This window comes from Myceligenerans salitolerans, assembly GCF_017349295.1.
Lineage (GTDB): Bacteria > Actinomycetota > Actinomycetes > Actinomycetales > Cellulomonadaceae > Myceligenerans > Myceligenerans salitolerans.
In genome coordinates this window covers 249,522-261,425 of the sequence record NZ_JAFMPK010000027.1, presented here as the reverse complement: position 1 = coordinate 261,425, position 11,904 = coordinate 249,522, and the positions used below count along the sequence as shown (strand labels likewise).

18 protein-coding genes and 1 pseudogene are annotated in these 11,904 nt (G+C 67.1%); all 19 read left to right on the top strand.

Annotated elements, in window-relative coordinates; genetic code table 11:
- Nucleotides 1–18 precede the first annotated feature (18 nt).
- The 19 genes and pseudogenes from rpsL (at nucleotide 19) to rplE (ending at nucleotide 11,904) form a co-directional block, all read left to right on the top strand.
- Nucleotides 19–393: a 30S ribosomal protein S12 gene (gene rpsL, locus J0911_RS06580; RefSeq protein WP_123815741.1), complete on the top strand. Its 375-nt coding sequence runs from the start codon at nucleotides 19–21 to the stop codon at nucleotides 391–393.
- Nucleotides 393–863, top strand: a complete 471-nt coding sequence (gene rpsG / locus J0911_RS06575) for a 30S ribosomal protein S7 (RefSeq protein WP_192860854.1) — start codon at nucleotides 393–395, stop codon at nucleotides 861–863. The genes rpsL and rpsG overlap by 1 nt, the downstream gene beginning before the upstream one ends.
- A gap of 83 nt (nucleotides 864–946) precedes the next feature.
- Nucleotides 947–3,049, top strand: coding sequence for an elongation factor G (fusA, locus tag J0911_RS06570; RefSeq protein ID WP_207274642.1), 2,103 nt, complete (start codon nucleotides 947–949; stop codon nucleotides 3,047–3,049).
- Nucleotides 3,050–3,168: 119 nt separating this feature from the next.
- Entirely contained in the window at nucleotides 3,169–4,365 is a 1,197-nt protein-coding gene (gene tuf / locus J0911_RS06565) for an elongation factor Tu (protein WP_207274641.1), read from the top strand.
- 469 nt (nucleotides 4,366–4,834) lie between these two features.
- On the top strand, nucleotides 4,835–5,143 hold the full coding sequence (gene rpsJ / locus J0911_RS06560; RefSeq protein ID WP_043498203.1) for a 30S ribosomal protein S10: 309 nt from the start codon (nucleotides 4,835–4,837) through the stop codon (nucleotides 5,141–5,143).
- A gap of 17 nt (nucleotides 5,144–5,160) precedes the next feature.
- On the top strand, nucleotides 5,161–5,814 hold the full coding sequence (gene rplC, locus J0911_RS06555) for a 50S ribosomal protein L3 (protein ID WP_192860857.1): 654 nt from the start codon (nucleotides 5,161–5,163) through the stop codon (nucleotides 5,812–5,814).
- A 7-nt stretch (nucleotides 5,815–5,821) separates the two neighbouring features.
- Nucleotides 5,822–6,520 (top strand): annotated as a pseudogene (gene rplD / locus J0911_RS06550) (50S ribosomal protein L4); the annotation flags it as partial.
- 30 nt (nucleotides 6,521–6,550) lie between these two features.
- Nucleotides 6,551–6,802, top strand: a complete 252-nt coding sequence (locus J0911_RS21270) for a helix-hairpin-helix domain-containing protein (protein WP_372434851.1) — start codon at nucleotides 6,551–6,553, stop codon at nucleotides 6,800–6,802.
- The gene (rplW, locus tag J0911_RS06545) at nucleotides 6,799–7,101 is read left to right on the top strand and encodes a 50S ribosomal protein L23 (protein ID WP_207274640.1); all 303 of its coding nucleotides are present in this window, start codon (nucleotides 6,799–6,801) and stop codon (nucleotides 7,099–7,101) included. Before J0911_RS21270 ends, rplW begins: the two co-directional genes overlap by 4 nt.
- Before the next feature lie 32 nt (nucleotides 7,102–7,133).
- On the top strand, nucleotides 7,134–7,970 hold the full coding sequence (gene rplB / locus J0911_RS06540; RefSeq protein WP_207274639.1) for a 50S ribosomal protein L2: 837 nt from the start codon (nucleotides 7,134–7,136) through the stop codon (nucleotides 7,968–7,970).
- 14 nt (nucleotides 7,971–7,984) lie between these two features.
- Nucleotides 7,985–8,266 carry a 30S ribosomal protein S19 gene (gene rpsS / locus J0911_RS06535; protein ID WP_192860861.1) on the top strand — a complete coding sequence of 94 codons (282 nt, stop codon included), beginning with the start codon at nucleotides 7,985–7,987 and terminating at the stop codon, nucleotides 8,264–8,266.
- A gap of 71 nt (nucleotides 8,267–8,337) precedes the next feature.
- On the top strand, nucleotides 8,338–8,694 hold the full coding sequence (rplV, locus tag J0911_RS06530; protein WP_207274638.1) for a 50S ribosomal protein L22: 357 nt from the start codon (nucleotides 8,338–8,340) through the stop codon (nucleotides 8,692–8,694).
- A gap of 2 nt (nucleotides 8,695–8,696) precedes the next feature.
- Nucleotides 8,697–9,527, top strand: a complete 831-nt coding sequence (gene rpsC / locus J0911_RS06525) for a 30S ribosomal protein S3 (RefSeq protein WP_207274637.1) — start codon at nucleotides 8,697–8,699, stop codon at nucleotides 9,525–9,527.
- 2 nt (nucleotides 9,528–9,529) lie between these two features.
- The gene (gene rplP, locus J0911_RS06520; RefSeq protein ID WP_192860864.1) at nucleotides 9,530–9,949 is read left to right on the top strand and encodes a 50S ribosomal protein L16; all 420 of its coding nucleotides are present in this window, start codon (nucleotides 9,530–9,532) and stop codon (nucleotides 9,947–9,949) included.
- Nucleotides 9,949–10,188 (top strand): 50S ribosomal protein L29, encoded by a 240-nt coding sequence (gene rpmC / locus J0911_RS06515; RefSeq protein ID WP_207274636.1) that lies wholly within the window; start codon nucleotides 9,949–9,951, stop codon nucleotides 10,186–10,188. Before rplP ends, rpmC begins: the two co-directional genes overlap by 1 nt.
- Before the next feature lie 7 nt (nucleotides 10,189–10,195).
- Nucleotides 10,196–10,480, top strand: coding sequence for a 30S ribosomal protein S17 (gene rpsQ, locus J0911_RS06510; protein ID WP_192860866.1), 285 nt, complete (start codon nucleotides 10,196–10,198; stop codon nucleotides 10,478–10,480).
- Between the two features lie 136 nt (nucleotides 10,481–10,616).
- Nucleotides 10,617–10,985, top strand: coding sequence for a 50S ribosomal protein L14 (rplN, locus tag J0911_RS06505; RefSeq protein ID WP_207274635.1), 369 nt, complete (start codon nucleotides 10,617–10,619; stop codon nucleotides 10,983–10,985).
- A 2-nt stretch (nucleotides 10,986–10,987) separates the two neighbouring features.
- Complete coding sequence (gene rplX, locus J0911_RS06500) at nucleotides 10,988–11,332, top strand: 50S ribosomal protein L24 (protein ID WP_207274634.1); 345 nt, start codon at nucleotides 10,988–10,990, stop codon at nucleotides 11,330–11,332.
- A complete protein-coding gene (gene rplE / locus J0911_RS06495; RefSeq protein WP_207274633.1) occupies nucleotides 11,332–11,904 on the top strand; it encodes a 50S ribosomal protein L5 in 573 nt (190 codons plus the stop codon). Before rplX ends, rplE begins: the two co-directional genes overlap by 1 nt.

Here is an 11,904-nt window from a genome sequence, read left to right as displayed (position 1 = left end):
AGAGACGACGGAGACGTAGTGCCTACGATCCAGCAGCTCGTCCGCAAGGGCCGGAGCTCCAAGGCCGGGAAGTCGAAGACCCCGGCCCTCAAGGGTTCCCCCCAGCGGCGCGGCGTGTGCACCCGTGTGTACACCACCACCCCCAAGAAGCCGAACTCCGCGCTCCGGAAGGTCGCGCGCGTGAAGCTCTCCACCGGCATCGAGGTCACCGCGTACATTCCCGGTGTCGGCCACAACCTGCAGGAGCACTCCATCGTGCTCGTGCGTGGCGGCCGTGTGAAGGACCTCCCGGGTGTTCGTTACAAGATCATCCGCGGCGCCCTCGACACGCAGGGCGTGAAGGGCCGCCAGCAGGCGCGCTCCCGCTACGGCGCCAAGAAGGAGAAGAGCTGATGCCCCGCAAGGGACCGGCCCCGAAGCGGCCGCTCATCGTCGACCCGGTGTACGGGTCCCCGGTCGTCACGCAGCTGATCAACAAGGTGCTGCTCGACGGGAAGAAGTCCACCGCCGAGGCGATCGTGTACGGCGCGCTCGAGGGTGTCCGCGGGAAGACGGACCAGGATCCGGTCGTCGTGCTGAAGCGCGCGCTGGACAACGTCCGCCCCGCGCTCGAGGTGCGTTCCCGCCGTGTCGGTGGCGCCACGTACCAGGTGCCGGTCGAGGTGCGCCCGTCGCGCTCGACGACGCTGGCACTGCGCTGGCTCACCGACTTCTCCCGGGCCCGCCGCGAGAAGACGATGACCGAGCGTCTGATGAACGAGATCCTCGACGCGTCGAACGGTCTCGGTGCGGCGGTCAAGCGCCGCGAGGACATGCACAAGATGGCCGAGTCCAACAAGGCCTTCGCGCACTACCGCTGGTAATAATTGCTCCGACGGCCCCGGTCACCACCGGGGCCTTCGGTGGATCCGGATCCCGGACCAGACCCACAGAGGGGTAAGAGACCGTGGCACTCGACGTGCTGACCGACCTGAAGAAGGTCCGCAACATCGGCATCATGGCCCACATCGATGCCGGCAAGACCACTACGACCGAGCGCATCCTGTTCTACACGGGTGTGAACTACAAGATCGGTGAGACGCACGACGGCGCCTCGACGATGGACTGGATGGCCCAGGAGCAGGAGCGCGGCATCACGATCACGTCCGCCGCGACGACGTGCTACTGGAACGACAACCAGATCAACATCATCGACACGCCCGGCCACGTCGACTTCACGGTCGAGGTGGAGCGCTCGCTCCGCGTGCTCGACGGCGCCGTCGCGGTGTTCGACGGCAAGGAGGGCGTGGAGCCGCAGTCCGAGACGGTGTGGCGCCAGGCCGACAAGTACGACGTCCCGCGCATCTGCTTCGTCAACAAGATGGACAAGCTGGGTGCGGACTTCTACTTCACGGTGAAGACCATCGTGGAGCGCCTCAAGGCGAAGCCCCTCGTGATCCAGCTGCCGATCGGCGCGGAGAACGACTTCGAGGGCGTCGTCGACCTCGTCGAGATGAAGGCGCTCACCTGGCGTGGCGACACGAAGATGGGCGAGGAGTACGAGGTCGAGGACATCCCGGCCGACCTGCAGGAGAAGGCCGACCAGTACCGCGAGGAGCTCGTCGAGGCCGTCGCCGAGGCGGACGACGAACTGATGGAGAAGTACCTCGGCGGCGAGGCGCTGACCAAGGACGAGATCAAGGCGGGTATCCGCAAGCTGGTCATCGCGTCCGAGGCGTTCCCGGTGCTGTGCGGCTCCGCGTACAAGAACAAGGGCGTCCAGCCCATGCTCGACGCGGTGATCGACTACCTGCCGTCCCCGCTCGACGTGCCCTCGATCGAGGGGCACGACGTCAAGGACGCCGAGAAGGTCGTCGAGCGTCACGCCGACGCGACGGAGCCTTTCTCGGGTCTGGCGTTCAAGGTCGCGACGCACCCGTTCTTCGGCAAGCTCACCTACGTGCGCGTGTACTCCGGCAAGGTCTCGCAGGGTGCCCAGGTGTACAACACCACCAAGGGCAAGCGGGAGCGCATCGGCAAGCTGTTCCAGATGCACTCCAACAAGGAGAACCCGGTCGAGGAGGCCCAGGCGGGCCACATCTACGCGTTCATCGGCCTCAAGGACGTCACCACCGGTGACACCCTGAGCGACCCGAACGACCAGGTGATCCTCGAGTCGATGTCCTTCCCGGAGCCCGTCATCGACGTGGCGATCGAGCCGAAGACGAAGGCCGACCAGGAGAAGATGTCCACGGCGATCCAGAAGCTCCTCGACGAGGACCCGACGTATCGCATCTCCCTGGACGAGGAGACCGGTCAGACCGTCGTCGGCGGTATGGGCGAGCTCCACCTCGACATCCTCGTGGACCGCATGCGCCGCGAGTTCAAGGTCGAGGCCAATGTCGGTAAGCCGCAGGTGGCGTACCGCGAGACGATCCGTCGCAAGGCGGAGAAGATCGACTACACCCACAAGAAGCAGACGGGTGGCTCGGGCCAGTTCGCGAAGGTCCAGGTGACCTTCGAGCCGCTGGAGACCACGGAGGGCGAGCTCTACGAGTTCGCCAACGAGGTGACCGGTGGGCGTATCCCGCGCGAGTACATCCCGTCGGTGGACGCGGGTATCCAGTCCGCCATGGAGCAGGGCGTGCTGGCCGGATTCCCGGTGGTCGGTGTCAAGGCGACGCTGCTCGACGGCGCGTACCACGACGTCGACTCCTCGGAGATGGCGTTCAAGATCGCCGGCTCGATGGTGTTCAAGGAGGGCGTGAAGCGGGCCGACCCGGTGCTGCTCGAGCCCGTCATGGCCGTCGAGGTCCGCACGCCCGAGGAGTACATGGGCGACGTGATCGGCGACCTGAACTCGCGTCGTGGGATGATCCAGTCCATGGAGGACGCCACCGGTGTCAAGGTCGTTCGTGCCGCCGTACCGTTGAGCGAGATGTTCGGGTACATCGGTGACCTTCGGTCCAAGACGCAGGGGCGCGCCGTGTACTCGATGCAGTTCGACAGCTATGCCGAGGTTCCCAAGGCGGTTGCCGACGAGATCATCAAGAAGACCCGGGGCGAGTGAGTCCCCACAGGTCGAACCGTACAACCAACCTGTAGGAAGCCCGACGCCCCGCGGTTGTAGGCTCTCTCGCCGACACCCGCAACGTTCGGAACATCTACCCAAGTCCCAGGAGGACCCAAGTGGCTAAGGCCAAGTTCGAGCGGACCAAGCCGCACGTCAACATCGGCACGATCGGTCACGTCGACCACGGTAAGACGACGCTGACCGCCGCGATCTCGAAGACGCTCGCCGACAAGTACCCGGACCTGCCGGCGAACACGCAGCGCAACTTCGACGAGATCGACGCCGCGCCGGAGGAGAAGCAGCGCGGTATCACGATCAACATCGCGCACATCGAGTACGAGACGCCGAAGCGCCACTACGCGCACGTTGACGCCCCCGGTCACGCCGACTACATCAAGAACATGATCACCGGTGCCGCCCAGATGGACGGCGCGATCCTGGTGGTCGCCGCGACCGACGGTCCGATGGCGCAGACGCGTGAGCACGTGCTGCTCGCCCGCCAGGTGGGCGTGCCCTACCTGCTGGTCGCGCTCAACAAGGCCGACATGGTCGAGGACGAGGAGCTCCTCGAGCTCGTCGAGATGGAGGTCCGCGAGCTGCTGTCGTCGCAGGAGTTCCCCGGCGACGACGTCCCGGTGGTCCGCGTCTCCGGCCTCAAGGCCCTCGAGGGTGACCCCGAGTGGACGGCCAAGGTCGTCGAGCTCATGGAGGCCGTCGACGAGAACGTCCCGGAGCCGCAGCGCGACCTGGACAAGCCGTTCCTCATGCCGATCGAGGACGTCTTCACGATCACCGGTCGTGGCACCGTCGTCACCGGCAAGGTGGAGCGCGGCGCGCTCGACATCAACTCCGAGGTCGAGATCGTGGGTATCCGCGAGCCGCAGAAGACCACGGTCACCGGTATCGAGACGTTCCACAAGCAGATGGACCAGGCGCAGGCCGGCGACAACACCGGTCTGCTGCTGCGCGGTACCAAGCGCGAGGACGTCGAGCGCGGCCAGGTCGTCGTGAAGCCGGGTTCGATCACGCCGCACACCAACTTCGAGGCGCAGGTTTACATCCTGGGCAAGAACGAGGGTGGCCGCCACAACCCGTTCTTCTCGAACTACCGCCCGCAGTTCTACTTCCGCACCACGGACGTCACCGGCGTCATCACGCTGCCCGAGGGCACCGAGATGGTCATGCCGGGCGACAACACCGAGATGACGGTCGAGCTGATCCAGCCGATCGCCATGGAAGAGGGCCTCGGCTTCGCCATCCGCGAGGGTGGTCGCACGGTCGGTTCCGGCCGCGTCACCAAGATCCTCAAGTGATCTCGGCCTGACGCCCTTTCGACGGGGGCCCGGACGTCTCGGCGTCCGGGCCCTTCGTCGTGCGCGTGCCATATCACACCGGTCCCGCTTGGAGTTCCGCGGAATCGTATGGCAGACTTGAGCAGTTGCCTGTTACGGGCGCGCTCTTTCTTGTGTCGAACAGTGTGCGAAGCCGCAGCCGCCATGTTGGCTGGGCGGTCCTCTCCCCCGGAGAGGCTGCGGGGTTTTGCGTCTGAGTATCGACGCCAGAAATGTGCCCCGCGGAGCACACGCCGACGGTTGTCACCGACGGCACTGTTCCGAGCAGGCTCGGCAAACGTCGTGGTCCGAGCGAGATGCCTCGCAGGAGATCACTTCCCAACGGCCCCGCACCGGGTAGGTGCGTGTGCACGGGTGCGCCGCACAGCGCGACACGCCCGAGCGCGGGGGTCGGACAGTAGCGGTTCGAGAGAGAGAGTCAGACGACGCCATGGCGGGACAGAAGATCCGCATCCGGCTCAAGTCCTACGACCACGAGGTGATCGACAGCTCGGCGCGCAAGATCGTCGACACGGTCACTCGCGCTGGTGCGACGGTCGTGGGCCCGGTGCCGCTGCCGACGGAGAAGAATGTCTTCACCGTCATCCGGTCGCCTCACAAGTACAAGGACAGCCGCGAGCACTTCGAGATGCGTACGCACAAGCGGCTCATCGACATCGTCGACCCGACGCCCAAGGCCGTCGATTCGCTCATGCGTCTCGACCTGCCTGCGGACGTGAACATCGAGATCAAGCTCTGAGGCTGGAGGACATCATCATGACCAACCAGCAGAAGAACGTGACCGCGGTGCTCGGGACCAAGCTCGGCATGACCCAGACCTGGGACGAGGCCGGCCGCCTCGTGCCGGTGACGGTCGTGTCGGTGGGCACGAATGTCGTGACCCAGATCCGTACCGAGGAGACGGACGGCTACGCCGCCGTCCAGCTCGCGTACGGCCAGATCGACCCGCGCAAGGTCACCAAGCCGATGAAGGGCCACTTCGACAAGGCCGGCGTGACGCCGCGCCGTCACGTGGCCGAGGTGCGCACCGAGAACTCCGCGGAGTTCTCGCTCGGTCAGGAGATCACCGCCGAGGCCTTCGAGGCCGGTGCCGTGGTCGACGTGACCGGCACGACCAAGGGCAAGGGCACCGCGGGTGTCATGAAGCGCCACGGCTTCGCCGGTGTCGGCGCCTCGCACGGTTCGCACCGCAACCACCGCAAGCCCGGCTCGATCGGTGGCGCCTCGACGCCGTCGCGCGTGTTCAAGGGCCTGCGCATGGCCGGTCGCATGGGTAACGCCCGCAAGACCGTCCAGAACCTGACCGTTCACGCGGTCGACGCCGAGAAGGGTCTGCTGCTCGTCAAGGGCGCGGTTCCCGGTAACAAGGGTGGCGTCGTCCTCGTCCGTACCGCCGCGAAGGGAGCGTGACGCCACCATGTCTGCTCAGACCGCACTGTCGGTGGACGTCCTTGACGCCTCCGGCAAGAAGTCGGGCACGGCGGAGCTCCCCGCCGAGGTCTTCGACGTCGCCGTGAACGTCCCGCTGATCCACCAGGTCGTCGTCGCCCAGCGCGCGGCGGCCCGCCAGGGCACGCACGCCACCAAGACCCGCGGCGAGGTCCGCGGCGGTGGCAGGAAGCCGTACAAGCAGAAGGGCACCGGTCGCGCCCGTCAGGGTTCGACACGCGCCCCGCAGTTCGCCGGTGGTGGCACCGTCCACGGCCCGCAGCCGCGCTCGTACGACCAGCGCACCCCGAAGAAGATGAAGGCCGCCGCTCTCCGCGGCGCCCTGTCCGACCGCGCTCGTGCCGGTCGCGTCCACGTCGTGTCCGGCTTCGGCATCGAGGGCACGCCCTCCACGAAGAAGGCGCTGGCCACCATCAAGTCCCTGACTCCCCGCGAGCACGTGCTCGTCGTGCTGGAGCGTTCGGACGAGGTGTCGCACAAGTCGCTGCGCAACGCGCCCGAGGTGCACGTCCTGGTCGCCGACCAGCTGAACACCTACGACGTGCTCGTCGCCGACGACGTCATCTTCACCGAGTCCGCGCTCTCCGCGTTCCTCGCGGGTCCCGCCGCGGGCAAGGGCGCGAAGGCCGTCGCCACCGAGTCCGAGGCCGTTGCGGCCCCGGCCGCGCAGGCTGCTTCCGCCGACGAGTCCGCCCCGGTGGACCTGAAGCGGCTCGAGGGCATCGGCCCGAAGATCGCCGCCGCGCTCACGGGCGCCGGCTACACCACGTGGGCCAAGCTCGCCGCGGCCACCGAGGACGAGATCCGCGCCGCGCTGACCGAGGCCGGCGTCAAGGTCCCGTCGAGTGCCGGCAACTTCGCCAAGCAGGCCCAGTTCCTGGCCGACGGTGACGAGGACGGCCTGGCCGAGTTCCAGGACAACCTCTCCGCCGAGGAGGACGCCAAGTGACCACCGTGCAGAAGGACCCGCGCGACATCCTGATCGCGCCGGTCGTCTCCGAGAAGAGCTACAACCTCCTCGACGAGGGCAAGTACACCTTCGTCGTGGACCCGAGGGCCAACAAGACCGAGATCAAGATCGCCATCGAGAAGGTCTTCGACGTGAAGGTCGCCTCGGTGAACACGATCAACCGCAAGGGCAAGACGCGGCGCACGCGTTACGGCCTTGGCAAGCGCAAGGACACCAAGCGTGCGATCGTCACCCTCCGCGAGGGGTCGATCGACATCTTCGGCGGGCCGGTCGGCTGAGCCGGACGAGAGCAGATTGAGGACAGGTTTCCATGGGAATCCGTAAGTACAAGCCGACGACGCCGGGCCGCCGCGGCGCGAGCGTCGCCGACTTCGTCGAGATCACGCGCTCGCAGCCGGAGAAGTCGCTGCTCCGCCCGCTGTCCAAGACGGGTGGTCGCAACAACTCCGGCCGCATCACGACGCGTCACAAGGGCGGCGGTCACAAGCGCGCGTACCGCGTCATCGACTTCCGCCGTCACGACAAGGACGGGGTGCCGGCCAAGGTCGCTCACATCGAGTACGACCCCAACCGCACGGCTCGCATCGCGCTGCTGCACTACGCGGACGGCGAGAAGCGCTACATCGTCGCGCCGAACAAGCTGAGCCAGGGCGACGTCGTCGAGGCCGGTGCCGGTGCCGACATCAAGCCCGGCAACAACCTGCCGATGCGCAACATCCCGACGGGTACGGTCATCCACGCCGTCGAGCTGCGGCCCGGTGGCGGCGCGAAGATCGCCCGCTCGGCCGGTGCCTCCGTGCAGCTCGTCGCGAAGGACGGCCCGTACGCGCAGCTGCGCATGCCGTCCGGCGAGATCCGGAACGTCGACCTGCGCTGCCGCGCGACGGTCGGCGAGGTGGGCAACGCCGAGCAGTCGAACATCAACTGGGGCAAGGCCGGCCGTAACCGCTGGAGGGGCAAGCGCCCGACCGTCCGCGGTGTGGTCATGAACCCGATCGACCACCCGCACGGTGGTGGTGAGGGCAAGACCTCCGGTGGCCGTCACCCGGTGAGCCCCTGGGGCAAGCCCGAGGGCCGCACCCGCCGCCCGAAGAAGGCGAGCGACAAGCTGATCGTCCGCCGTCGCCGTACCGGCAAGAAGCGCTGATAGGAGCCTGACTGATGCCTCGTAGCCTGAAGAAGGGCCCCTTCGTCGACGACCACCTGCAGAAGAAGGTGGACGCCCAGAACGAGAAGGGGACCAAGAACGTCATCAAGACCTGGTCCCGTCGGTCGGTCATCACGCCCGACTTCCTGGGCCACACATTTGCCGTGCACGACGGCCGGAAGCACGTCCCGGTGTTCATCACCGAGGCGATGGTCGGCCACAAGCTCGGCGAGTTCGCCCCCACGCGGACCTTCCGCGGCCACGTGAAGGACGACAAGAAGGGCCGTCGCCGCTGAGCGGAGGGCGCGAGCCCCTCGCACAGCGAAGCGACAGCCCTGACTGTCTGAGAAAAGGAAGCAGGACAGCAATGGAAGCCAAGGCGCAGGCGCGGTTCGTCCGTGTCACGCCCCAGAAGGCCCGGCGCGTCATCGACCTCATCCGTGGCAAGCAGGCCCAGGAGGCCGTTGCGGTGCTGAAGTTCGCGCCGCAGTCGCCTGCCGAGCCGATCCGGAAGGTCGTCGAGAGCGCCATCGCCAACGCGCGTGTGAAGGCCGACCGGGACAGTGTCCGGTTCGTCGAGGACGAACTGGTCGTCAAGGAGGCGTACGTGGACGAGGGCCCGACGCTCAAGCGGTTCCGGCCGCGGGCGCAGGGCCGTGCGAACCGGATCCTCAAGCGCACGAGCCACATCACCGTGGTGCTCGCCGACAAGGAAGGGGCCTGACAGTGGGTCAGAAGGTACACCCGCACGGGTACCGCCTGGGCATCACCACCGACCACAAGTCGCGGTGGTTCGCGGACAGCACGAAGCCCGGTCAGCGGTACCGCGACTACGTCCGTGAGGACGTGGCGATCCGCAAGCTCATGAGCACCGGCCTCGAACGGGCCGGTATCGCCAAGGTCGAGATCGAGCGCACGCGTGACCGCGTCCGCGTGGACATCCACACGGCGCGTCCCGGCATCGTGATCGGACGCCGTGGCGCCGAGGCCGACCGCATCCGCGGCGAGCTCGAGAAGCTCACGGGCAAGCAGGTGCAGCTCAACATCCTCGAGGTCAAGAACGCCGAGATCGAGGCCCAGCTCGTCGCGCAGGGTATCGCCGAGCAGCTCGCGAGCCGCGTCTCGTTCCGTCGCGCCATGCGCAAGGGCATCCAGTCCGCGCAGCGCGCCGGGGCGAAGGGTATCCGCGTGCAGGTCTCCGGCCGCCTGGGCGGTGCCGAGATGAGCCGTTCGGAGTTCTACCGCGAGGGGCGCGTGCCGCTGCACACGCTCCGCGCGTACATCGACTACGGCTTCTTCGAGGCGCGTACGACCTTCGGCCGCATCGGCGTGAAGGTGTGGATCTACAAGGGCGACACCACCGAGAAGGAGTTCGCCGCGCAGCAGGCCGCCGCCGCGCCCCGTCAGGGTCGTGGCCGGGGTGAGCGTGGCGACCGTGACCGTCGTGGTGGCCGCCGCAACGAGCGTTCGGCCGAGCGCAAGCCCGAGGCCGCTCCCGCCGCTGCCGCGGCGGAGGCTCCGGCCGCGCCGGCCGCAGAGTCCGGAACGGAGGCCTGACCATGCTGATCCCGCGCAAGGTCAAGCACCGCAAGCAGCACCACCCCAAGCGCGGTGGTGCCGCCAAGGGCGGTACGCAGATCGCCTTCGGTGACTTCGGGATCCAGGCTCTCGAGCCGGCCTACGTCACCAACCGCCAGATCGAGGCGGCGCGTATCGCGATGACCCGTCACATCAAGCGTGGCGGAAAGGTCTGGATCAACATCTACCCGGACCGCCCGCTGACCAAGAAGCCCGCCGAGGTCCGCATGGGTTCCGGTAAGGGCTCGCCCGAGTGGTGGGTCGCCAATGTCAAGCCCGGCCGCGTCGTCTTCGAGCTGGCCGGTGTCGATGAGGAGCTGGCACGTGAGGCCATGCGTCGCGCGATGCACAAGCTCCCGATGAAGTGCCGTTTCGTGGTGCGCGAGGGGGGTGCGATCTGATGGTGATCGGTACCAAGGGCCTGCAGCCCGTCGACCTCGACGGTATGGACGACGAGACCCTCGTCGCCAAGCTGAAGGAGTCGAAGGAGGAGCTCTTCAACCTCCGCTTCCAGTCGGCCACGGGCCAGCTGGAGAGCCACGGTCGTCTCAAGGCCGTGCGCCGCGACATCGCGCGGATCTACACGATCCTGCGCGAGCGTGAGCTCGGCATCCGTACGGCTCCGAGCGTGAGTGAGTGAGGCAAGGATGAGCGAGAACACCGAGGTCCAGGCGACCACAGAGCGCAACACGCGCAAGGTGCGCCGCGGGTACGTCGTCAGCGACAAGATGGCCAAGACCATCGTCGTCGAGGTCGAGGACCGCAAGAAGCACCCCCTCTACGGCAAGGTCCTGCGCACCACCAACAAGGTGAAGGCGCACGACGAGGAGAACACCGCCGGCATCGGCGACCTGGTCGAGATCATGGAGACGCGACCCCTGTCCGCGACCAAGCGGTGGCGGCTGGTGTCGATCCTGGAGAAGGCCAAGTAACACCTTCGCGAGGTCGCGGCGGCGGGGTGCGAGTCCCGCCGCCTCCGGCCCACCGAAGGAGCCACACAGTACTTATCCGTTCGGCAAGGCTCACCCGCACGGGTGAGAACCAGCACGACGCAAGGAGATCACTCAAATGATCCAGCAGGAGTCGCGACTTCGGGTCGCCGACAACACGGGTGCCAAGGAGATCCTGTGCATCCGCGTTCTCGGTGGCTCCGGCCGTCGCTACGCCGGTATCGGCGACACGTTCGTCGCCACCGTCAAGGACGCGATCCCGGGCGGGAACGTCAAGAAGGGCGAGGTCGTCAAGGCCGTCGTCGTCCGCACCGCCAAGGAGCGCCGTCGTCCGGACGGTTCCTACATCAAGTTCGACGAGAACGCCGCCGTCATCCTCAAGAGCGACGGCGAGCCGCGCGGTACCCGCATCTTCGGCCCCGTGGGCCGCGAGCTGCGCGACAAGCGTTTCATGAAGATCATCTCGCTGGCTCCGGAGGTGCTCTGACCATGGCGAAGATCAAGAAGGGCGACCAGGTCCTCGTCATCTCGGGCAAGGACAAGGGCAAGACCGGTCGCGTGCTCGAGGTCATCACCGGCCGCGACCGCGTCGTGGTCGAGGGTGTCCAGCGCGTCACCAAGCACACCAAGATGGGCCAGTCGCAGCGCGGCACCCGTACCGGTGGCATCGAGACGGTCGAGGCGTCGATCCACGTGAGCAACGTGATGGTCGTCGACCCGGAGACCAAGAAGGGCACCCGCGTCGGGTACCGCCTCGAGGAGGTCGACCGCGACGGCCGCACCAAGACCGTGCGCGTCCGCGTGGCGAAGCGCTCCGGGAAGGACATCGACTGATGAGCGAGACCACGATCGAGGCCCCGGCCCAGCCGCGCCTCAAGCAGAAGTACCGCGAGGAGATCCTCCCGGCGCTGGTCGAGGAGTTCGGCCACCAGAACATCCACCAGGCCGGCGGTCTGACGAAGATCGTCGTCAACATGGGTGTCGGTGACGCCGCCAAGGACTCGAAGCTGATCGAGGGCGCGATCCGCGACCTGACCGCCATCACCGGTCAGAAGCCGCAGGTCGCGCGCGCCAAGAAGTCGATCGCGCAGTTCAAGCTGCGCGAGGGCATGCCGATCGGGGCGCACGCGACGCTCCGTGGCGACCGGATGTGGGAGTTCCTCGACCGCCTGCTGGCGATCGCGCTGCCGCGCATCCGCGACTTCCGCGGTCTGTCGCCGAAGCAGTTCGACGGCAACGGGAACTACACGTTCGGTCTCACGGAGCAGTCGATGTTCCACGAGATCGACCAGGACAAGATCGACCGTGTCCGGGGTATGGACATCACGATCGTGACCACGGCGACGACGGACGACGAGGGCCGCTCCCTCCTGCGCCGTCTCGGCTTCCCCTTCAAGGAGAACTGA

Bases quoted from the DNA above. Each gene is read 5' to 3' on its own strand.
- rpsG (WP_192860854.1), top strand. From the start codon at position 393: ATGCCCCGCAAGGGACCGGCCCCGAAGCGGCCGCTCATCGTCGACCCG.
- rpsJ (WP_043498203.1), top strand. From the start codon at position 4,835: ATGGCGGGACAGAAGATCCGCATCCGGCTCAAGTCCTACGACCACGAG.
- rplC (WP_192860857.1), top strand. From the start codon at position 5,161: ATGACCAACCAGCAGAAGAACGTGACCGCGGTGCTCGGGACCAAGCTC.
- rplB (WP_207274639.1), top strand. From the start codon at position 7,134: ATGGGAATCCGTAAGTACAAGCCGACGACGCCGGGCCGCCGCGGCGCG.
- rpsS (WP_192860861.1), top strand. From the start codon at position 7,985: ATGCCTCGTAGCCTGAAGAAGGGCCCCTTCGTCGACGACCACCTGCAG.
- rplV (WP_207274638.1), top strand. From the start codon at position 8,338: ATGGAAGCCAAGGCGCAGGCGCGGTTCGTCCGTGTCACGCCCCAGAAG.
- rplP (WP_192860864.1), top strand. From the start codon at position 9,530: ATGCTGATCCCGCGCAAGGTCAAGCACCGCAAGCAGCACCACCCCAAG.
- rpmC (WP_207274636.1), top strand. From the start codon at position 9,949: ATGGTGATCGGTACCAAGGGCCTGCAGCCCGTCGACCTCGACGGTATG.
- rpsQ (WP_192860866.1), top strand. From the start codon at position 10,196: ATGAGCGAGAACACCGAGGTCCAGGCGACCACAGAGCGCAACACGCGC.
- rplN (WP_207274635.1), top strand. From the start codon at position 10,617: ATGATCCAGCAGGAGTCGCGACTTCGGGTCGCCGACAACACGGGTGCC.
- rplX (WP_207274634.1), top strand. From the start codon at position 10,988: ATGGCGAAGATCAAGAAGGGCGACCAGGTCCTCGTCATCTCGGGCAAG.
- rplE (WP_207274633.1), top strand. From the start codon at position 11,332: ATGAGCGAGACCACGATCGAGGCCCCGGCCCAGCCGCGCCTCAAGCAG.